Below are 19,641 nucleotides of genomic sequence, written 5' to 3' on the forward strand. Positions count from 1 at the left end.
CCGGCGGCCTCAGGTCGCGTCGTCGGTGGTGCCCTCGGCCGCCTGTTCCCCGGCCGGCTGGTCCTCCGGCTGAGCCGCCGAACGCGCCAGGCGCTGCAGGCGGGCGTTGATCACCAGATAGGCGCCGGCCGCGGCCGTGGTGAAGGCGGTGGCGATGACCCAGGGCCGGTTCAGGGCGTGCCCGGTGGCGTGGTCCAGCGAGAACCGGCCCGGACCGGTCACCCCGAGGAAGGCGGCGGTCCAGCCGACGTGGGCCGGGTGCTCCAGGCCGCCGGACGTGGCGAAGAACCCGGCCGGGGCGTGCAGGGAACTCGCCGCCGCCATCCCGCCGGCCGCCGCCGCTCCCGCGGCAGGTGTCGCCACGCCCAGCGCGAGCAGCGCGCCGCCGCCCGCCTCGCACAGCCCCGAGGCCAGCGCCGAGGGCTTGCCGGGCCGGAAGCCCATCTGCTCCATGGCCTGCCCGGTGGCCTCCAGCCCGCCGCCGCCGAACCAGCCGAAGAGCTTCTGGGCGCCGTGGGCGAAGAGCAGCGAGCCCGTGCCGAGCCGCAGGGCCAGCAGCCCGAGATCCGTGCGGATGGAGTTCTCCATGACCCGCGTCCTTTCTGGAAGCCGTGACTTCCAGTCTTCGCGGAATCGGCCGGGGCATGCCCGGCGGGGCGGTCCGTACGGGCGACTCGGGGCTGCCTCGGGCCACTTCGGTCGGATCCGGGCCGGTGCTCGGAGCGCCACGGACGCTTCGGGCCGGTGCTCGGACTGCTGCATACGCTTCGGGCCGGCTCGGACCGCTGCGGGGGCTGCCTTCTTGCTACGGCAGGCGGTTCCAGGAGGTCAGCACATTGCGGCCGTGTTCGATGCCGAGCCGGCTGACCGTACCGGTGGCGAGCTGGAAGAGAGCTCCGTCGGCCGGGGGCAGGCCGAGCCGGCGGGCGGTGAGCACCCGCAGGAAATGGGCGTGGGCGACCAGGACCACGTCGCCGCCGTCGCTGTCGCAGAAGGTCGCGTCCACCCGGTCCAGCACCCGGTCGGCCCGGTCGCCGACCTGCTCGGGGGTTTCGCCCGGGTGCCCCTCGGGCCCGGGGATCACCCCGTCGGTCCACAGCAGCCAGTTGGGCCGCTGCCGGTGGATCTCCCTGGTGGTGACGCCCTCGTAGCCGCCGTAGTCCCATTCGACCAGGTCCGGGTCGACCCGGGCGTGGTCCAAGCCGGCCAGCTTGGCGGTCTGCCGGGCGCGTTCCATCGGGCTGGTGAAGACAGCCGACACGTGGCGGGAAGCCAGCAGAGGCGCCAGCGAACGCGCCTGCTCCTCCCCGTTCGTGGTGAGCGGCAGGTCGGTGTAGCTGGTGTGCTGCCCGGTCAGCGACCATTCGGTCTCGCCGTGCCGGATCAGAACCAGTTCGCCCATCGGGCCACCTCCTGTGACGCCGGCCGTCGTCGCCTTTTGATCTTACGTCCGGGACGTCGGCGACGGCTCGGCGGGCGGGTGGCCGGAACCCGCACGTCCGGTGAACCGTAAGCGCCCGGAAAGCCTTCCCGGTCCGATGATCAGTACGATGGCGCCCGGCGCCCGCTTGCGGCGCCGTCCCGACCTCGGTCTGATCGTAGGGATGCCGTACCGGGCGTCCCCCCAGTGGCACAGGAGCCGGTCATGAACGATGCATCCCGTACCTACGACGTGGTGGTCATCGGCGCCGGCCCGGTCGGTGAGAACGCGGCCGACCGCACCGTCGCCGCAGGTCTGAGCACGGCGATCGTGGAACGCGAACTGGTCGGCGGCGAGTGCTCGTACTGGGCCTGCATGCCGAGCAAGGCGCTGCTGCGCCCGGTGATCGCCCGCGCCGAGGGGCGCAGGCTGCCGGGGCTGAGCGAGGCCCTGTCCGGACCGCTCGATCCCGCCGCGGTGTTCGGCCGGCGCGACGAGTTCACCTCGCACTGGGACGACGCCGGCCAGGTCGGCTGGCTGGATTCGGCCGGTATCGACCTGGTCCGCGGCCACGGCCGGCTGGACGGCCCCAAGCAGGTCGTGGTCGCCACGCCGGACGGCGGCACGGTCCGGCTGACCGCTCGCCACGCGGTGGTGCTGGCCACCGGCACGACCGCGGCGCTGCCGTCGCTGCCCGGCCTGGACGAGGTCCGGCCGTGGATCAGCCGCGACGCCACCGGCGCCAAGGAGGTGCCCGGGCGGCTCGCGGTGGTCGGCGGCGGTGTGGTCGCCGTCGAGATGGCGACCGTCTTCCAGGCGCTCGGCTCGCAGGTCACGCTGCTGGTCCGCGGCCAGGGCCTGCTGCCCAAGATGGAGCCCTTCGCCGGCGAACTGGTCGCCGATTCGCTGCGCGAGGCGGGCGCCGACGTGCGGTTCGGGGCGTCGGTCGCCTCGGTCGCCCGCACCGGCGGCGAGGTACGGATCGGCCTGGCGGACGGCGGCGAACTGGTCGCCGACGAGATCCTGTTCGCCACCGGCCGCAGGCCCCACACGGGTGACCTCGGCCTGGACACGGTCGGGCTCACCCCCGGCGACTGGCTTTCGGTGGACGACACCTGCCGGGTCACGGCCGTCGAGGACGGCTGGCTGTACGCGGTCGGCGACATCAACCACCGCGCGCTGCTCACCCACCAGGGCAAGTACCAGGCCCGGATGGCCGGCGCCGCCATCGGGGTGCGCGCCAAGGGCGAGCCGGTGGACGACCGCCCCTGGGGCGCGCACGTCGCCACCGCCGACCACGCGGCGGTGCCGCAGGTCGTCTTCACCGACCCCGAGGTCGGCGCGGTCGGCCTGACCGCCGCCGAGGCCGAACGAGCGGGCCTGCGGGTCAAGGTCGTCGACTACGACCTGGCCAACGTCTCCGGCGCGAGCCTCTTCGGCGACGACTACCGCGGCCGGGCCCGCATGGTGGTCGACCTGGACCGCGGCGTCCTGGCCGGCGTCACCTTCGTCGGCCCCGGCACCGGCGAACTGCTGCACTCCGCCACGATCGCGGTGGCCGGCGAGGTGCCGGTCGAGCGCCTGTGGCACGCTGTGCCCTCGTACCCGACGATCAGCGAGATCTGGCTGCGGCTACTGGAGACGTACCGCCAATAAGGACAAACGGCGGTGGTGTGGTATGGCGGAGAGTGTGATCGAGCGAGCCTACGACGGATGCGGTCGATGCCTGGTCGGAGTCCGTCGCTTGTCGCAGATGTCCGCCGCCACCACCTCTCCCGGACGACAGCAGGACGACGTGCTCGCCGCAGTGAAAGCTGCCGGTGGGCACGTCATGGCCTGGGCCGACGACTGGGAGGTCTCGGGTGCCACCGACCCCATGACGCGGCCGAAACTGGGACCTTGGCTGAGGGGGGAGCGAGGGCCTTATGACGGCATCGCCGGTGCCGCGGTGGACCGTTTGGGCCGCAACCTCGTCGACTGCTTGAACACGGGCTACATGATGCGGGACTCCGGGCTGCTCCTGCTGACTTACGGGCACGACGGCCCGTGGGACCTTCATGACGTCAACGACGAGAACCGCTTCACCATGGAGGCGTGGGGTGCGCAGATGGAGTTGCGCGCCATCCAGCGGCGGAATCGTGACGCGACCATCAAGGCCCGGGCAGCAGGTCGGGTCAAGGGGAAACCGTCCTACGGGTACCACTTCGTGCGACTGGTGCCCACAGGTGCCGTGGATCATGTAGCCCTGCATCCGCATGCCGCAGGAGTGATCCGTGAGGTTGCTCGGCGTCTCCTTTCCGATCCGGACAACATCACTCCGTCGTCGGAGGCTGCCCGTTTGACCAGGGCGGGAGAGCTGTCGCCAAGCGACCACCGAGCGGTGGTGTACGGACGGCCGCCCACGGGAGCGCCCTGGCGGTCGTCGGGGCTTCGCGACATCCTCACGTCCGAGGCTGCCCTCGGATATCTCATGCACGGAGGACGCCCTGTGGTGGGTGATGACGGGCGCCCCGTGCGTGTCGCGGAGCCATTGTGGGACCGGGCGACTCACGAGATGCTCAAACGAGTCATCCGGCAGCGAGGAGAGGCCCACCCAAGGGGCGACCGGACCTCCAGCCGCCCGTATCTCCTTACGGGACTGGCATTCTGCGGGCAATGCCACTCCCGTCTGCGCGTCAACGCAGCCCCTTCGCAGGGCCGCGGGAAGCGCTACCTTTGCGACGCCCGGGTACTGGGCCTGCCGGGGGCGAAGAACTGCCGGCCCGCACCCTCCTTTTTCATTCACGACCTGGACGCGAGGATGGAGAGCTGGTTCCTCGCACAGTACGGCAGTGGGATGGTCATGGAGACTGTCTACGACCCGGGAGACGGCATCGCCGAGCGCATCGCTGAGGTCGAGGCAGCCCGTCAGCGGCTGCGCGCCGACCGGGAGGCAGGGCTCTATGACGCGCCCGACGATGCGCAATGGTTTCGAAGCCGGTACGCGGACATGGGCCGGGACCTGGTCAAGCTGCGACTGGAGCCTGTGAGGCCGGCGGGGATGGTCACGCGGCCGACAGGGCAGACGGTCGCAGATCGGTGGGCAGCAGCCCCAGACGTACAGGCGCGGAAGGAAATTCTCCGGGACTTCGGCCTCCGCGTGACCATCTGGCCCGCCAATTCCGCTGTCCGTTGGTTCCCGGGAGTTGTACACGGTCCAGTACAGCAAAAGCTGTAGGGGAATGAGTTTCGCTAATACCACAGATTCAGGGCCCCTCCAAGCCCGAGTCCGGCGAGAGCCTTGCACATTCGTACTCGAGTCTGGAGGTCGTATGTCGGACGTTATCGGCATCGAAGGTTTCTCGGGCCAAGTGCGGTCAGAAGAAACGTGCACCTCTGGGCCGATTCCGGTCGGTTCGTGGCTCGTTACCTCAGAGAATGAAGCCGTGACCTACTCTGTGGCTCACCTGTACGGCGGATTGGTGCGCCGGGCTACGCACCCAGCGGGCGGCTTCGAGGCGCTGCTTCCATCGGAGGTGCTGGAGGTCTGCGTGGATTGTCCGGCGGACGTTGTCAGCCGATTCATCCGGCGCGCTGGAAACGAACTTGACCACCTCTGTGATGGCATCATCTTCCTGGCTCCGGCCCGGGCTGTCGGCCGTCCATGCGGGTGTCCGACCCTCCCGCACGAGCGCAGGGCAGCTGCGGTATCCGGAGTTGGTCCCAAGCCGGACGTCCATCTTGACTGCAGGCTGGTGCGCGCACCCGAGTTGGGACGCTTCCGCTATACCTCCTCGTCCTGGTCGTTGAGCGAGTCACTCAACTCGCTCGCAAGCCAGATCAAGCAAGCAGACGGGCCTACTCGGCTGGAGCTCCGCTTGGACGGAAGGAGCTTCACGACAAGGTCCGGAGCCGAGGTCGCATTTCGATGGCCGATCGTCACTGCGGGAGTGTAATTCGCGACATCGCCCCGCACTGTGCTGGCTGCATGAAGCAGCTGTCATACCGGCCAGAGGTGCGCTGTGCGGACTCGACGAGCTTGGTCCAGTGCTCGGCGGGGAAGTGGTAGCACGCCGGCAGCTCGTCGATGACGTCGGTAATCTTCTTGACGACCTTGGGGAGCTTCGCGCTGTAGTTCTTGGCGAACGTGGCCACGGCGCTTGAACGCGTAGACCTTCGCACTGGGCCGGGCGGACTTCGGCAAAGCGTTCGCGGGGTACGCGATCTCAGAACCCGAGCGCCGAGTGGCCGACACCGTAGAAGAGAGGAGGTTCACGTACATCCTCCGGTGCCCGGGGCGGGCGCCCTGACGTGATCCGATATGTCGGTTCAACTTTGCCGACGGGACGATGGCGTCAGCCCACTGTGTCCGGCAGCCGGAAGCATCCGCCAAGCGACAGGCCACGGCAGGGCAGTACGTCCACCGGGCAAGATCGTGGGCATGAAGGTTCTTGTGCTGGGCGGGACTTGGTTCCTGGGCAAGGCGGTCACGCAGGAGGCTCTCAGGCGCGGGTGGGAGGTGTTTGCCTTCAACCGGGGCAGGTCCGGGAGTGCGCTTGCCGGGGTGCGGGAGGTCCATGGTGACCGGACGGTCGAAGACGATCTGGCTCGGCTCGCGGAGAGCGGTACCTGGGATGCGGTCGTGGACACCTCTGCGTCCGAGCTGGCGCCGCGCGACGTGCTGGCAGGGGCCAGGGTCCTGGAGCCGGTTGCGGGTCGGTACGTGTACGTGTCGACGGTGAATGCGTACCGCGGGTGGCCGGACGAGCCGTTGTCGGAGTCGTCCGAGGTGCTGGACGGTCCGGCGGATGCCGATATCGACTACGGGCGGCTACCGGAGGGCTGGGACGGGCCCGACTGGTATTACGGGCGGCAGAAGGCGGGTGCGGAGCGGGCTTCGGTGGCGGCGTTCGGGGCGGACCGGGTGGCGATTTTGCGGCCCGGTGTGATTCTGGGGCCGGGGGAGTACGTGGGCAGGCTTCCGTGGTGGCTGCGCAGGGCGGAGAAGGGCGGCGCCATCCTGGCGCCGGGTGACCCGGGCAAGAGCATCCAGCCGGTCGACGTCCGGGACGTGGCCGCCTTCGCCCTCGACCAGGCCATGGCGGCCGGCGGGGGTGCGTACAACGTCACCGCGCCCATCGGCCGCGAGACGGGGCGGATTCCTCAACGCCTGCCTGGACGTGACCGGCGGCTTCGGCCATCTGGTCTGGGCGCCGGACGAGCTGCTGATCGAGCAGGGGGTCCGGCAGTGGACGGAGCTCCGCTGTGGCGTACCCATGCCGGCGTGTGGCGGATCGAGTCGGGGAATGCGCAGGCGGCCGGGCTCGTATGCCGGCCGCTGGCCGAGACCGTGGCCGACACCTGGCAGTGGCTGCGGCAGGGTGGTCTGCCGGTGGAGCACCCGCGCTGGGCCGAGCACGGCATCTCCTCGGAGAAGGAGGCGAAAGCGCTCGCCCAACTGGGCGGCTGACGCTCAGCTTTCGAGGGCGAGCGGGGCTGCTCCGTTGAGCTCCTTCTCACGGCGACACCGTTACGGCAGCAGGGGAGCCGATCGGTGGCCGATCACCCCGCCAGCGGCAACTCTGCCAGCATCACGTTGAACAAGGGTGAATCAGGGAACGGTTGCCGGCGGCCGACCGGGCGGTATCCCCACGATTCGTAGAGTGCTTGCACCTTGGGCAGATTGACGTCCACGATCAGGACGGCGAGATCTTCGTCGCGGCTGTCCAGCAGGGCCCGGTGCAGACGGTGGGACACACCGGTTTTGCGCCACTTGGGGCGGACCATCAACTCCGATACCGCGAAGGTGCGGGCTTTTTCGGGGGCCGGGTCCAGGTGTTCCCGCCACCATTCGCGGCCGGGGGCCGCCGGGGCGCCGTATGCGTAGCCGACCGGCTCGTCGCCGTCGTACCCGAGCATGCAGGAGAAGCCCGGGTTGCCGCCCCAATGGTCGACGAACCAGGCGAAACGCTGGTTGAAGGGGTCGTCCATCGCATCCGCATAAGCGTCGTCGTGTACGTCGAGCAGAATCTGCCGGATGCTGGCCAGGTCCTCGTGGGCGTAGTGCCGGATGTCGAGGGTGTCAACGGTCATGCTGTCGTCCAATCCTGTCGGTGGCGGTCGGCCCACTCCCGGGCGGCTGTGGCGTCGGGCGCGCGCGTGATCAATGCGCGGTGGAAGTCGCCGAGTCTGGATCGCAGCCGCCCGGGAAGTGGATCGCCCGCCATGAGCGTGAAGACCTGGCCGGCAGTCGCACAGGCCTGCTCGATGTCTCCCTGCTGGAGCTGTGCCAGGGCCAGACTCATCAGGGCCATGGCCCGGTTGCGGCGGAACTGCTCCGGGGTCAGGGCGAGGGCCTTGTGCGAGGCGGCCTCGGCTTCGAGCGCGTCTTTGAGGTCGTTCAGCACGATGGCGGTGAGCGCGTTCAAATCGGCCGGGCCGTAGAAGGCCATCCAGGTCGGCCTTGGCCGGTCGGCGGATGCCTTCGCCAGAATCTCGTGGGCACTTCCGAGGGAGCGCAAAGCCGATTGCCGTTCGCCGAGCTTGGCCTGGCCGACGGCGGCGCGGGCGTGGGCCAGCGACGCGAACATCGGGTCACGTCGGGCGACGGTGCTCGCTCGTGCGGCCATGGCGGCGTCCACGGATGCGGCGAAGTCCAGGCGCTGCCGGGCGAGAATTGCGTGCAGATTCCACACCTCGAACAAAGCGGTGGAGTCCTGGGCCATCCCGGCCAGGTACAACGCCTGTTCCAGATGACTCTGGGCGCGGTCGAAGCCTCTGGCGTCAACCGCTGACCAGGCGGCAGCGCTCATGTAGTCGGCGGCCACGCCGAACAGACGCTGACGAACGCGCTGTGTGGCCGACAGCTGTTGCAAGCCGAGGGCTTTGCTGACGCGTGCAAGGGCCAGACGCTCCAACTCCACGTGCCCGCCTTGGGCCTGGTCCAGGCTCACCAGGTCTGCCATGCCGTCCCGTAACCGGATCACATCCGACGTGCCGACTCTGTTCGGCCGGGCGGCAGCCGAGGGGACGACGACGGCCGCGGCGGTACCAGTGGCGGTGGTGAAGAATTCACGGCGCTTCACCGGTTGCTCCTCCTCGGTTGCAGGGCCGAGACGGGCAGGCGGGACAAAGCCCAACTTCTCCGCGTCACAACCGAATACTGCCATCAGCGCTTGCCTTTGCCGAGGGTGCGGCCAGCGGGTACGCCCGGTCATCCAGTTGCGTACGGTCCGGTCGCTGACAGTCCCTTCAAGGCCGTCGGCCCATAAGGCAGCGTTCACCGCTTCTGCCAGCTTGGCTTGGGTGAAACCCGCTTCATCCATGGCGGTGATGAGGTTCTGGTTACCGTCCACTCACTCAACGTAGCCGTGCGGTGTGCGCGGAGTACAGACAGATCTGGGAATTTCCGGTCCGGTGAAAGCCGGAGCAGGGCGAATTTTCCTCACCCACCGAAGCTTGGGGGCCGTTGACTGAAGTACGGCCGCCACCGGGCACCGGCGGACGGCCGTACGGGGCGCGGCCCCGAACCCCCGTACCGTTCGTCGCCACCTCCGAGGTCTGGATGATCGTGAGCAGCGCAGCCCGCCCCCGAGGGCACCCCGGGTACACCGAGACGCTGCCCTGTGCGGCGGAGAGCGCCGAGCCGGCGCGCCAGCTCGTACGTACCGCACTGGGTGCCTGGGGCCTCGACGTACTCGCCGATGACGGCGCTCTGGTCGTCACCGAACTGGTCGCCAACGCGGCTCGGCACGCCCAGGGCCGCAGCATCCGCGTCTCCGTCTCCCGGCCGGGCACCGATGCAGTGTGGGTGGCGGTTGCGGACAGGTCCACTGCCCGCCCGGCGCCCCGGGAGGCGGGACCGTACGACGTGGGCGGGCGCGGGCTGGCCTTGGTCGACGCGCTGTCCGACCGGTGGGGGAGTGACCCACTTCCGTTCGGCAAGCGCGTGTGGGCGGTCCTGACCTGCAAGGACGCCGATTGAGCACGGAGGACGGCTCCTGGGCCGACGGCCTTGTCCATGATCCGGTCAAGGAACGCCGGGACATCCTGACCGACGTATGGCGACCGCACATATCTGCTGCGGGCGCTTTACGGGACGGGCCAGTGGTCGGCCAGCGATCCGATCCGGCTCCGAGTCCTCGTCAGACCAACCGACCGCACGGACTGGTAGCCGCCAGCCCTGCGTGAAGCTCCCGCTTCGGCCGTTGTTCGTCTCGTCGGCGCGCGTCACGCCGGAACCGGCCGGAGCGGGCCTTGTCCACCTGTCCACTATCCATTCCGTGCTCGGTCCGGTGGTCTCACCGATGTGGCGGGGCCGCCGGCCGGGCGAACCGACAGATGAGAGTTCTCACCATGACCCGTACCCGTACCGCGCCTCCCGGCAGGCCCGCCACGCTCGCCTCCGTCCGCAGCAATGGGCGGCGGCCGGTGGAGTCGGCGGTCCGTGTGCCGCCCGGCCGCACGTGGACGATCGCGTCGCTCGAGGGGGACGTCGCCAGGGGGTATCTGCCCGGCTGGGCCGAGGAGGATCCGAGCCGGATCGGTATCGCCCCGGAGCGGATGCGTCATGCGGTGCACGACGTCATCCACCGCGCGCCGTTCGACGGGCAGCTGCTTCGGCTGGCGGAAGGGGGCTACGGGCCGGGCGAGCAGACGTGGGTCTTGTCCGGGAACATCGAGTGCATCCCCGAGGCCGGCGAGGACGAGCAGCCCTTTCCGGTTGTCAATGTTCACCTGATCGAGGACTTCTGGCTGACCGGGCTCGGGCCGCGCGAGGTTGCGGTGCTGGCGGCGCAGTTGCGGGCTCAGGCCGACCGTTTGGAGCAGGAGGTGCGCCCTCGGCTCGTCGCGTATCGCGCGGACTGGGCGGCCCATCAGCCGAGGTCGGCGCGGCGGCGTGGTCCCCGCAGGAGTTGACCGGCGGTGGTTGACCGGCGGTGGGACTCGGCTTACGGGGCCGCCGCCTGCTGACCGGTTGTCGGCCGAGGCAGGCGGTCCTGGAAGCCCTGGCCCGCCCCTCGGTCACCCGTCCCCTCGTTCAGATCGCGACATCCGTACGACCCTCGGCGCGCGACGCCGGGAAGGAGAGAACCGGTGGCTAACGTCCCCGGCATGACGACCAAGACAGGCACACAAACGCCCAGCGACCAGGACGTACGCGAGGGCATGGTGCGGCAGCTCATCGAGTTGGGTGCCGCCCGTGATCCGCGTGTCGTTGCGGCGTTCCGCGCTGTTCCGCGGCATCTGGCCACCCCGGGGATCGACCTGGCCACGGCGTACGGCGCGGAATTCGCGGCGGTGACGAAGACGGACGCGACGGGGGTGGACATCAGCTCCGTTTCGGCGCCGCGGATTCAGGCCATGCAGATCGAGCAGGCCCGGATCGAGCCGGGGATGGCGGTGCTGGAAATCGGCTCCGGCGGCCCGAATGCCGCCTACCTGGCCGAGATGGCCGGGGCCACCGGCCGGGTGGTCAGCGTGGACATCGACCCCGAGGTCACGGCGCGGGCGCGGCGTTTCCTGGCCGAGACCGGTTACGACCGCACCGTCACTGTGGTGACGGCCGATGCCGAGGACGGTCTCCCGGGGCATGCCCCGTACGACCGGATCGTGGTCACCGTCCAGGCGGCCGACATCCCGCCGGCCTGGGTGCGGCAGCTCACGCCGGGCGGGCGGCTGGTCGTGCCGCTGCGGATGCGGGGCATGACGCGCACGGTCGCCTTCGTCCGTGACGGCGAGAGCGATCGTCTGGTCAGTGACGGGTTCGAGCTGTGCGGGTTCGTGCCCATGCAGGGCGCCGGCGAGAATCGCGTCCGGCTGGCAGTGCTCCATGACGTGGCGGGGGAGGAGATCGCCCTGCGTCTGGACGGGCACCCCGAGCCGGACACGTCGGCTCTGGCGCGGGCCCTGGCCACGGCGAGGTCGGCGGTGTGGTCCGGGGTGATGCTGGGCGGCAGTGAGTCCACCGAGCACCTGGACCTGTGGCTGGCGACCGCGCTGGACAACCTTCCGCTGATGGCGGCCAAGCCCGGCGCCCGCACGCGCGGACTGGTTGCCTCCGCCTCGCCGATTGGCATCCCGACCCTCGTGGACGGGGGCAGTTTCGCGTACCGCACCACGCGCGCCACGGACGTCGAGGACCGTTACGAACTGGGCGCGATCGGGCACGGCCCGCGCGGGCGGGAGCTCGCCGAGCGTCTGGCCGCCGAGATCCGGACCTGGGACGGCGACCACCGTGGCGACCGGGCCCGTATCGAGGTCCACCCGGCGGGCACGCCGGACGGCCTTCTTTCCGCCGGCCGCCGTATCGAGCGGCGGCACACGCGGATCACGATCACCTGGCCGTAAGCCGACGGGCTCCCCCGGCCAGGCGGACCAGCACATCCCTGCACCTCTTCAGGAGGAGAACGCGATGGCACAGCAGAACTCCGGCACCGTCCTCAAAGCGGCGACGGACTACCGCGCCGACGGCGACTTCGACCTCGACATCGAGACCGTCTCCGCAGCGCCGGTCCTCGGCTCGCTGCTGAACGACACCAGCGACAACTGCACCTCCACCTGCGCCTCGGCCTGCAGCAACAGCACCTGCATCGGCGGCTGACCGCGCTCCCCGGGGGCCGGCGAGGGAACACCCGCCCGGCCCCCGGGCCCGCAAACGGAAGGAGGCACGATGTATCACGCGTTGGACGCAGCCATGATCAGAGCGTCGGTCTTTCCGATGCCGGCGCCGGTGCCCTCCTGGCCGGGCGACCGGGCCGGCACCGACGACCTCCGGGCCTGGGTGGAACAGGTCTGGGCGGACGCGCCCCGCGCCGGCGCCATCGCCCACGCCGCGCCCCAACTCGCGGCCGCAGTCGGCAAAGTGCTCGGCGGTTCCGCGCGGCCGCAGCGTACGGAACGCACCGCCCGCTCCCTCGCGCGCTACCTGCTGCGCATGGAGCACCGCGCCACCCCCTTCGGCCTGTTCGCCGGCCCGACCGTGGTGCACCTCGGACGGGAGGCTCACGTCCACTGGGGGACCGGGGGCCAGGCGTTCGCCGAGGCGGACGCCATCTGGCTGCACGACGTGATCGCCACGCTGGAGCGCGACCGGGCGCTGCTGCGGAATCTGACGGTCATCGCCGACCCGACGGCGATCGTCCGCGGCCCCCGGGTCGTCGTCGACTACCAGCCGGGCACGGACGGCCCGATGAGTACCGGTCTGCGCCGTACCCGGGCCGCGGAGAAGGCGCTCACCCTGGCCCGTACGTCCTTACGGGTCCGCGACCTCGTGAGCAAGCTTCACGCCGACTACCCCGACACCCCAGTGGCCGCTATCGAGGCCATGGTCGCCGGCCTGGTCGCGCACCGGGTCCTCCTGACCGACCTCCAGCCACCGATGACGAGCACGGACACGCTCGGCCACCTGGTCACCCGGCTCGATGAGACCGGTGTCGACGTGCTCATGGCCGCGCAACTCCGCGCCGTTCACCGGCTGCTCCGGCGCCACGACCGCGCGCACCCCGGCGACCAGCCGGCTCTCCGCGGACGGGCCAGCGAGGCGATGACCGCCCTCACGCGAGTCACCGAACAGCCCCTTGCGGTCAACATCCGCCCGGACGGCGACATCGTCCTGCCCGAAGAGGTCGCGCGGGAAGCGGAACGGGCCCTGGCGGTCATGGCGCGCATCACGCCGTACCCGAACGGCTCGCCGGCCTGGCGGGACTACCGAACGCGATTCCTGGAGCGCTACAGCACCGGCACGGCCGTGCCCGTACGCGACCTCACCGACCCGGACACCGGACTCGGCTTCCCCGTCGGCTACCGCGGCACCGTACTGCCACGGCCCGTCCTCGGCACGACCCCGCGCGACGAACACCTCCTCACACTCGCCCAGGACGCCACACTCACCGGCCGCCGCGAGATCGCCCTCACCGAGCACGACCTCCGCGCCTTGTCCCTGGGCCAGCCCTCCCAAGTCCCCGCGCACGTCGAGCTGTGCTTCACCGTGCTCGCCAAGTCCGCCGAAGCCCTGACGCAGGGCCGGTTCCGCCTGTCCACCGTGGGCCTTTCGCTTGCCGCCGGCACGACCACCGGCCGGTTCCTGTCCATGCTGGAGCCGGACGAGCTGAACCGGATGAGGGCGGTGTACGGCGCGCTGCCGACGCTGACCGCCGGCGCCGTACGCGCGCAGGTCTCCGCGCCCCCGATGAAACGGCAGACGTTCAACGTCGGCCGCGCGCCCGCCGTCGCGTCCGAGGTCCTGGCCGTCGGTGAGTCCAACCCGGCCGCCACAGTCGACCTGGACGACCTCGGGGTCGTCGCCGACGCCGGCCGCCTGTACCTGGTGTCCCTTTCCACCGGTCGCGTCGTCGAGCCGTCGGTGATGAATGCCGTCGAGCTGAGCCACGCCACCCACCCCTTGGTGCGCTTCCTGTGCGAGGTGCACCGCTCCCACACGGCGATCCTCGTCCCCTTCGCCTGGGGCGTCGCCGCCCGCCTGCCTGCCGGAGGTCCGCTACGGCCGCACCGTCCTGTCCGCCGCGTGCTGGCGTCTGCGCGGCGATGACCTGGGCGAAACGGGCCAGCGAGGGATCTCTTTCACCGCGTGGCGCATCCGGCACGGCGTCCCCCGCACGGTGTACGTCGGCTCCGACGACCAGCGGCTCCGTCTCGACCTCGACCGGCCCGCCCACCGGGACCTCCTCTTGCGCGAGGTGGACCGTCACCGCACTGTGGTGCTGCATGAGGCCCCGGACGAGGGCGACTTCGGCTGGATCGGCCGCGCCCACGAGGTGGTCATGCCCTTTGCCTCCGACCAGCGGCCCGTACCCGCTCCGGCCCGCCGTTCGACGGTCGTGGCCGGGCGCGCCGCCGGGCGCCTGCCGGGCGCTTCGGACCGGGCGTACCTGAAGCTCTACGGCAGTACGGCCCGCGTCCCGGAGGTGCTGACGGCGCACCTTCCGCGCCTGCTCGCGGACTGGGACGCCGACCCGGCGGCGTGGTTCACCCGGTACGCGGACCCCGAATCGCACCTTCGCCTGCGGCTGCGGTTGCCGGTCCCAGAGGCGTTCGGTGCGGCGGCGCAGAAGGTGGCCGCCTGGGCATCGGAACTGCGGGAGGAGGGCCTGATCCAGCGGGTGCAGTGGGACACCGATCTGCCGGAGACCGGCCGCTACGGTACGGGGCCTGTTCTAGAGGCGGCCGAGGCGTTTTTCGCGGCCGACTCCGCTGCCGCGCTGGCGCAGATGCGGCTCGACCGGGTTCATCAGCAGGTGGCCGTGATCGCGGCCAGTTACGTGGACATCGCCGTCGGCCTGCTCGGCTCCCGGCGGGGCGGACTGGACTGGCTGGTCGAGCACCTGCCGCGTAACGACGGCCAGGCGCCACCCCGGCCCGTCCAGGCTCTTGCCCTGCGGCTCGCAGGTCCTGATGGTGCCCAGTCCTTGGCCGATCCCGCCGTTGCCCAGGCGTGGGAGCTGCGGCGCACCGCTCTCGACCGGTACCGCGGGGCCCTGGAGTCCGCCGGCATCGACCCGGCCGACGTACTGCCGTCGCTGCTGCACATGCACCACAACCGCGTCGCGGGCATCGACCCCGACGCCGAAACCACCTGCCGACGGCTCGCCCGCGCGGCAGCCCTGTCCTGGAGCGTCCGCCCGGAAGGGGCTCTACGGTGACCGCCGCTCCTCCCGCCGACACCGGACTGGCGTCGCGTCAGTCCCTCGCGCACGGGCCGCTGGGCGCCGCCCTCCTGTCCGTCGAGCGGGCCCGCCGGGGTGCGGGGGACTGGGCGCAGGTGCACGACAGCGTCTCGGGGACCGGTCCCCTGATCGACGGCCCGGACGCCGGCCTCTACCTCGGCGCCCCCGCGATGGCCTTCGTCCTCCACGTAGCCGCTGACGGCACCGACCGATACGCCGGAGCCCTCCACCGCCTCGACGGCATCGTGGCGGCCCACACCCGGCGCCGCCTCGCCGCCGCCCACGCGCGCATCGACGCAGGGAGCCACGCCACGTTCGCCGAATACGACCTCTTCCGCGGCCTGACCGGCATCGGCGCGCTGCTGCTGCGCCGCCAGCCCCAGGGCGCGGAGACCAAGGCCGTCCTGGAGTACCTGGTCCGCCTGACCCACCCGGTACCCGGCCCTGCCCGGGAGCCGCTTCCCGGGTGGTGGGTCGGCCACCCTCCGGCCACCGACACGGCCGCCACGCCCGGCGGCCACGCGAACGCAGGCATGGCCCACGGCATCACGGGCCCGCTCGCACTCCTGGCCCTGGCCATGCGCGCCGGGATCACCGTGGACGGCCACGAGGACGCCATACGCCGCATCTGCCGGTGGCTCGACGGGATCCGGCAGAGCGATCACCGCGGTGTCCGCTGGCCCCGCTGGACCACCCAGCACGGGCCCGCCCCGGCACTCCCCACCGTCCCCTCCTGGTGCTACGGCACGCCCGGCCTGGCCCGCGCCCAGCAACTCGCCGCCATCGTCCTCGGCGATCACGACCGCAAACGGATGGCCGAACGCGCCCTGCTGCTCTGCATGACCGACCCCGGCCGGCTCGACCTGATCGCCGACCGCGGCCTGTGCCACGGCTTCGGCGGCCTGCTGCGTACGGTGCAGCGCGTCGCCCAGGACGCGGACAGCCCTGGGGCATTCGCCGCCCTGACCGGCCGGATCACGACCGGGCTCCTCGCAGCGGCCGTCCCCGACGCGAGCGGCTTCCTCGAAGGAAAGGCCGGGGCCGCCCTCGCCTTCCAGGACGCCCCCGACAGCGACGATCCTGCGCCCCAAGGGCAGTGGGACGCCTGCCTGCTGCTGACGTGACAGGGGTGACCGTGCGCGACGTCGACCGAGCCGAGGACGCCGTCCTGAGTGTCCTGCGCGGAACGCCGATCGAGGAGGCAGCCCGCCGAGCAGACATGCCCACCGGCCACCTGGCCGAAGACCTGGAACGGTACCGGGCCGCCGGCCGGGCCGCGCTGGAAGCCGCGCCCGCCGGATGGCACCAGGTGAGCATCCAGTTCACCGACTACCCCGCCGCGGCGGATACTTTGCGGGCCTACCTCGCCCCCGCCCTGACGAACGGGCCGGTCGGCGCCTGGTGGTTCGTGCGCAAGCACCCGCACTGGAGACTGCGCCTGCACCCCCACCCGGACGCGACCACCGAAGACGTCATCGCCCACATCACCAGGGCGCTCGACCACGCTGTGTCCTGGGGCCTGGTCAAGGACTGGCGGCCCGGCCCGTACGAACCGGAGACCATCGCCTTCGGCGGCCCCGTCGGCATGCGACTCGCACACGGACTCTTCCACGCCGACAGCGCCGGAATCCTCGACTACCTCCACCGCAGCGCCGACGGCCACGCACGCATGCTGGACGCGAAGGCGACCTCTCTGCTGGCCATGACCCTGCTGATGCGCGCTGCCGGTCTGGAATTCGGCGAACAGGGCGACATCTGGGGCCAGGTCGAAATCCGTCGCCCCTTCGCCGCCGACGTAGCCTCGGAGAAGGTCAGCGCGATGGCGCCCGCCGTACGCCGCCTCCTCCTGACCGACGCCACCGAGCTGCTCACCGATGGCCCCCTTACCCCGGTACGCCCATGGATCGAGGCCCTGCAACACAGCGGCCGGGCCCTCGCCGACGCCGCCGCCAACGGACACCTCGGCCTCGGCCTGCGCGGCATCCTGGCGCGCCACGTCCTCTTCCACTGGAACCGCACGGGCTTCACCACCCACCAGCAAGCCATCTGGTCCCGCGCCGCCCGGGAAGCCGTACTCGGAGGCTGACGAACGTCGAGATCATGGAGTTCAAGGCAATGCGGGCTCTGCGCGCACGATCACCCATAGCGGACGCCCCCTGAGCGGCAGCGGAGCACCGAGTGCGGTGCTGGGGGGGCGGCTGGACCGGCTGTACGGCAGCGGGTTGCGAAGATCAAGTTCTGGCTTGAAGGCGGAGGCCCGCCAGGGTCAGATCGAGTGCGGCGAGGAACTGGTCGCGGTCGTCGTGTCCCGCGAACTCGTCGGCGATCTGGTGGACGAACGGGAAGTCTGTGGCGTCGAGCGAGCGCCACGACTCGGCGAAGCGGCTGAGGAACTCGTCGCGGTCCACGTGGCCGTCGAGCAGTTCCTGTGGGATTTCCACGCCCAGGTCGGCGGCCGTGCCGACCACGACGCCTGTGACCGCCGAAACGGCGTGGAACCGCTGTCGCGGTGTGAGGTCGAGGCGGAGGGTCTGCTGGCCGAGCTTCTCGTACAGGCGCAACGAGTTGCCCTGGATGTCGGTGTTGCGCATGAAGTAGGCCGACAGCCACGGCCGGTCCACGATGGCATCGAACAGCGTGACGGCCATCGCGCGCATGTCGGCGATCGGGTCGTCGCTGTCCGGCTGCTCTTCGACGGCCGCGAGGATCCCGCCGATCGCGTGGTCGGTGGCGCGGTCGAGCAGCTCGTCCTTGTTCGCGACGTACCAGTAGATCGTCCCGACGCCCGTGCCGAGCCGGGCGGCGAGAGCGCGGAATGTCAGCGCCGATCCGCCCGCCTCGTCGAGCAGGGCCACGGCCGCTGTGAGGACGGCTTCCATGGAGTGCGAAGCACGTCTGCGTCCTCGGGGGGACCCTTCGGCGGAGCGCGTTCGCGGGGGTGTCATGCCCTCCATCCAATCACCATTTGCCTCCCTATCGAACGACGGTCTATGGTCGAACCGCGTTCCATTATCGAACCACGTTCCATGCTGGTTCTGTGCCAAGCGTCGTCCGATGGTCGGCGATGCCTGATCCGAAGGGAGGCCGGCCATGACCGCGACCACCGAGTTCGCTGCATCCCGTACCTATGCGTCGCTCCGCGCGGCCTGGATTCCCCTGGCCGCGCTCTGCCTGGCCTTCTTCGTCGAGATGGTCGACAACACGCTGCTCTCGATCGCGCTGCCGACCATCGGCCGTGACCTCGGCACCGGCACGACCGCCCTGCAGTGGGTCACCGGCGCCTACTCGCTGACGTTCGGCGGTCTCCTGCTGACGGCGGGATCCATGGCCGATCGCCTCGGACGCCGGCGTGTGCTGCTGGCCGGCCTCGCCGTGTTCGGTCTGCTGAGCCTGTGCGTCGTCGCCGTCGATTCCGCCGGGCAGCTCATCGTTCTGCGGGCCGGACTCGGCGTAGCCGCCGCGGCCATGGCGCCTATCACCAACTCGCTGGTCTTCCGCCTGTTCGACGATCAGGCGCTGCGCATGCGTGCGATGACCCTGATGATCGTCGTCGGCATGTCCGGTTTTGTCCTCGGCCCGCTGCTGGGCGGCACCGCGCTCGCCCACGTGAGCTGGCAGTGGCTCCTGGTGATCAACGCGCCGATCGCGTTGATCGCGGCGATCGGCGTGCGGCTCGGCGTCGCGGCCGACCGGCCCGAAGACCTGACCGAGGACCGGCTCGACCTGCCGGGCGCTGCCTTGAGCGTGCTCGCCATCGGCCTGGCCTGCTACGCGCTCACCAGCGGTGTCGAGCACGGCTGGTTCTCCACGATCACCATCGCGTCGATCCTCGGCGCCGTGGCCGCGGGCATCGCGTTCGTGTGGCACGAGCGCCGCAGCAAGGCGCCCATGCTGGACCTGGAGATCTTCTCCGGCGGGACCGTCCGCGGCGCGGCCATCGCCCAGATCGGGACGTCCATCGCGATGGCCGGCGTGATGTTCGGGCTCATCCTCCACTTCCAGTACGCCTACGGATGGAGCCCCGTGCGGGCCGGCCTGGCGAACCTGCCGATCATCGTGACCATGATCGTCGCTACCCCCCTGTCGGAATGGCTCGCGAAGAGGTTCGGTCACCGCATCGCCTGCCTGATCGGCGCGGCCTGCCTGGCCGGCGCGCTGGCCGGCCTCGCCTGGGGCGTCGACCACGGGTACGCCGCCATCGCCATTTCCATGGTCGTGATGACCATCGGGCTGCGCACTGTCATGACGATCTGCGCCATCGCCCTGGTCGAGGCGATGCCGGCCAACCGCACCTCGATCGGCACGGCACTCAACGACACCGCCCAGGAGGTCGGGACCAGCGTCGGCACCGCCGTGGTCGGAACCATGATCGCCGCCCTGGTCACCACGCAGCTGCCCGCAGGTGCCTGGAGCAGCAGCCTCGTGCAGTCGTTCTTCCACGGTGAGCGGATCACCTACGCCGTACTGGCAGTGATCGTCGCCCTGATCTCGGCAGGCGGTGCCGTCACCCTCACCGACTCGCACTCCGTCGAAGAGCCTGCCTGAACGCCGGCAAAC

General features: G+C 70.7%; 17 protein-coding genes and 1 pseudogene. 12 read left to right on the plus strand and 6 right to left on the minus strand.

The genetic code is table 11. The features are described 5' to 3' along the window. Positions 1 to 9 precede the first annotated feature (9 nt). Entirely contained in the window at positions 10 to 588 is a 579-nt protein-coding gene (locus ITX44_RS32430) for a DoxX family protein (protein WP_205361911.1), read from the minus strand. 217 nt (positions 589 to 805) lie between these two features. After that, the gene (locus ITX44_RS32435) at positions 806 to 1,402 is read right to left on the minus strand and encodes a histidine phosphatase family protein (RefSeq protein WP_205361913.1); all 597 of its coding nucleotides are present in this window, start codon (positions 1,400 to 1,402) and stop codon (positions 806 to 808) included. 243 nt (positions 1,403 to 1,645) lie between these two features. Between ITX44_RS32435 and ITX44_RS32440 the strand changes: the two genes are divergently transcribed. Together ITX44_RS32440 and ITX44_RS32445 are read left to right on the plus strand one after the other, a co-directional pair. Beyond that, a complete protein-coding gene (locus ITX44_RS32440) occupies positions 1,646 to 3,076 on the plus strand; it encodes a dihydrolipoyl dehydrogenase family protein (RefSeq protein WP_205361914.1) in 1,431 nt (476 codons plus the stop codon). A gap of 97 nt (positions 3,077 to 3,173) precedes the next feature. Continuing rightward, positions 3,174 to 4,637: a recombinase family protein gene (locus ITX44_RS32445; protein WP_236062112.1), complete on the plus strand. Its 1,464-nt coding sequence runs from the start codon at positions 3,174 to 3,176 to the stop codon at positions 4,635 to 4,637. A 701-nt stretch (positions 4,638 to 5,338) separates the two neighbouring features. Here the strand turns inward: ITX44_RS32445 and ITX44_RS32450 are convergent. Further along, positions 5,339 to 5,554 carry a hypothetical protein gene (locus tag ITX44_RS32450; RefSeq protein WP_205361919.1) on the minus strand — a complete coding sequence of 72 codons (216 nt, stop codon included), beginning with the start codon at positions 5,552 to 5,554 and terminating at the stop codon, positions 5,339 to 5,341. A 286-nt stretch (positions 5,555 to 5,840) separates the two neighbouring features. Between ITX44_RS32450 and ITX44_RS32455 the strand changes: the two genes are divergently transcribed. Then, entirely contained in the window at positions 5,841 to 6,869 is a 1,029-nt protein-coding gene (locus ITX44_RS32455; RefSeq protein WP_372441057.1) for an NAD-dependent epimerase/dehydratase family protein, read from the plus strand. A 92-nt stretch (positions 6,870 to 6,961) separates the two neighbouring features. Here the strand turns inward: ITX44_RS32455 and ITX44_RS32460 are convergent, their stop codons facing one another. Continuing rightward, positions 6,962 to 7,492, minus strand: coding sequence for a GNAT family N-acetyltransferase (locus tag ITX44_RS32460; RefSeq protein WP_205361921.1), 531 nt, complete (start codon positions 7,490 to 7,492; stop codon positions 6,962 to 6,964). After that, the gene (locus ITX44_RS32465) at positions 7,489 to 8,754 is read right to left on the minus strand and encodes an NsdA family TPR-like regulatory protein (RefSeq protein WP_205361924.1); all 1,266 of its coding nucleotides are present in this window, start codon (positions 8,752 to 8,754) and stop codon (positions 7,489 to 7,491) included. The genes ITX44_RS32460 and ITX44_RS32465 overlap by 4 nt, the downstream gene beginning before the upstream one ends. 209 nt (positions 8,755 to 8,963) lie before the next feature. Between ITX44_RS32465 and ITX44_RS32470 the strand changes: the two genes are divergently transcribed. The 8 genes and pseudogenes from ITX44_RS32470 to ITX44_RS32500 all read left to right on the plus strand — a co-directional run bounded on the left by ITX44_RS32470 (position 8,964) and on the right by ITX44_RS32500 (position 17,170). Then, a complete protein-coding gene (locus ITX44_RS32470; RefSeq protein WP_205361926.1) occupies positions 8,964 to 9,383 on the plus strand; it encodes an ATP-binding protein in 420 nt (139 codons plus the stop codon). 371 nt (positions 9,384 to 9,754) lie between these two features. Beyond that, positions 9,755 to 10,318 (plus strand): DUF6907 domain-containing protein, encoded by a 564-nt coding sequence (locus ITX44_RS32475; protein WP_205361928.1) that lies wholly within the window; start codon positions 9,755 to 9,757, stop codon positions 10,316 to 10,318. 195 nt (positions 10,319 to 10,513) lie between these two features. Beyond that, positions 10,514 to 11,749, plus strand: coding sequence for a methyltransferase, FxLD system (gene fxlM / locus ITX44_RS32480; RefSeq protein ID WP_205361930.1), 1,236 nt, complete (start codon positions 10,514 to 10,516; stop codon positions 11,747 to 11,749). A gap of 64 nt (positions 11,750 to 11,813) precedes the next feature. Then, complete coding sequence (locus ITX44_RS32485; protein WP_205361932.1) at positions 11,814 to 12,002, plus strand: FxLD family lanthipeptide; 189 nt, start codon at positions 11,814 to 11,816, stop codon at positions 12,000 to 12,002. 117 nt (positions 12,003 to 12,119) lie between these two features. Continuing rightward, positions 12,120 to 14,028: pseudogene (locus ITX44_RS41750) on the plus strand (lantibiotic dehydratase family protein); the annotation flags it as partial. 153 nt (positions 14,029 to 14,181) lie between these two features. After that, positions 14,182 to 15,060, plus strand: a complete 879-nt coding sequence (locus ITX44_RS41755; RefSeq protein WP_236062130.1) for a thiopeptide-type bacteriocin biosynthesis protein — start codon at positions 14,182 to 14,184, stop codon at positions 15,058 to 15,060. Continuing rightward, positions 15,057 to 16,208 (plus strand): lanthionine synthetase C family protein, encoded by a 1,152-nt coding sequence (locus ITX44_RS32495; RefSeq protein WP_205361934.1) that lies wholly within the window; start codon positions 15,057 to 15,059, stop codon positions 16,206 to 16,208. Before ITX44_RS41755 ends, ITX44_RS32495 begins: the two co-directional genes overlap by 4 nt. 11 nt (positions 16,209 to 16,219) lie before the next feature. Continuing rightward, the gene (locus ITX44_RS32500) at positions 16,220 to 17,170 is read left to right on the plus strand and encodes a thiopeptide-type bacteriocin biosynthesis protein (RefSeq protein WP_307795595.1); all 951 of its coding nucleotides are present in this window, start codon (positions 16,220 to 16,222) and stop codon (positions 17,168 to 17,170) included. A gap of 145 nt (positions 17,171 to 17,315) precedes the next feature. Here ITX44_RS32500 and ITX44_RS32505 read toward each other — a convergent pair whose 3' ends face one another. Then, a complete protein-coding gene (locus tag ITX44_RS32505) occupies positions 17,316 to 17,963 on the minus strand; it encodes a TetR/AcrR family transcriptional regulator (RefSeq protein WP_205361936.1) in 648 nt (215 codons plus the stop codon). 211 nt (positions 17,964 to 18,174) lie between these two features. On the opposite strand from ITX44_RS32505, the gene ITX44_RS32510 reads away from it, so the two are divergent. Continuing rightward, on the plus strand, positions 18,175 to 19,629 hold the full coding sequence (locus ITX44_RS32510) for an MFS transporter (RefSeq protein WP_205361938.1): 1,455 nt from the start codon (positions 18,175 to 18,177) through the stop codon (positions 19,627 to 19,629). Positions 19,630 to 19,641 lie beyond the last annotated feature (12 nt).

It is taken from the genome of Actinacidiphila acididurans (genome assembly GCF_016918855.1).
GTDB classification, from domain to species: domain Bacteria; phylum Actinomycetota; class Actinomycetes; order Streptomycetales; family Streptomycetaceae; genus Actinacidiphila; species Actinacidiphila acididurans.

Coding starts and splice junctions, on each gene's coding strand:
- ITX44_RS32435 (WP_205361913.1), bottom strand. CDS start 1,402: ATGGGCGAACTGGTTCTGATCCGGCACGGCGAGACCGAATGGTCGCTG.
- fxlM (WP_205361930.1), top strand. CDS start 10,514: ATGACGACCAAGACAGGCACACAAACGCCCAGCGACCAGGACGTACGC.
- ITX44_RS32455 (WP_372441057.1), top strand. CDS start 5,841: ATGAAGGTTCTTGTGCTGGGCGGGACTTGGTTCCTGGGCAAGGCGGTC.
- ITX44_RS32460 (WP_205361921.1), bottom strand. CDS start 7,492: ATGACCGTTGACACCCTCGACATCCGGCACTACGCCCACGAGGACCTG.
- ITX44_RS32430 (WP_205361911.1), bottom strand. CDS start 588: ATGGAGAACTCCATCCGCACGGATCTCGGGCTGCTGGCCCTGCGGCTC.
- ITX44_RS32510 (WP_205361938.1), top strand. CDS start 18,175: ATGACCGCGACCACCGAGTTCGCTGCATCCCGTACCTATGCGTCGCTC.
- ITX44_RS32470 (WP_205361926.1), top strand. CDS start 8,964: ATGATCGTGAGCAGCGCAGCCCGCCCCCGAGGGCACCCCGGGTACACC.
- ITX44_RS32505 (WP_205361936.1), bottom strand. CDS start 17,963: ATGGAAGCCGTCCTCACAGCGGCCGTGGCCCTGCTCGACGAGGCGGGC.
- ITX44_RS32475 (WP_205361928.1), top strand. CDS start 9,755: ATGACCCGTACCCGTACCGCGCCTCCCGGCAGGCCCGCCACGCTCGCC.
- ITX44_RS32440 (WP_205361914.1), top strand. CDS start 1,646: ATGAACGATGCATCCCGTACCTACGACGTGGTGGTCATCGGCGCCGGC.
- ITX44_RS41755 (WP_236062130.1), top strand. CDS start 14,182: ATGCCCTTTGCCTCCGACCAGCGGCCCGTACCCGCTCCGGCCCGCCGT.
- ITX44_RS32445 (WP_236062112.1), top strand. CDS start 3,174: ATGTCCGCCGCCACCACCTCTCCCGGACGACAGCAGGACGACGTGCTC.
- ITX44_RS32485 (WP_205361932.1), top strand. CDS start 11,814: ATGGCACAGCAGAACTCCGGCACCGTCCTCAAAGCGGCGACGGACTAC.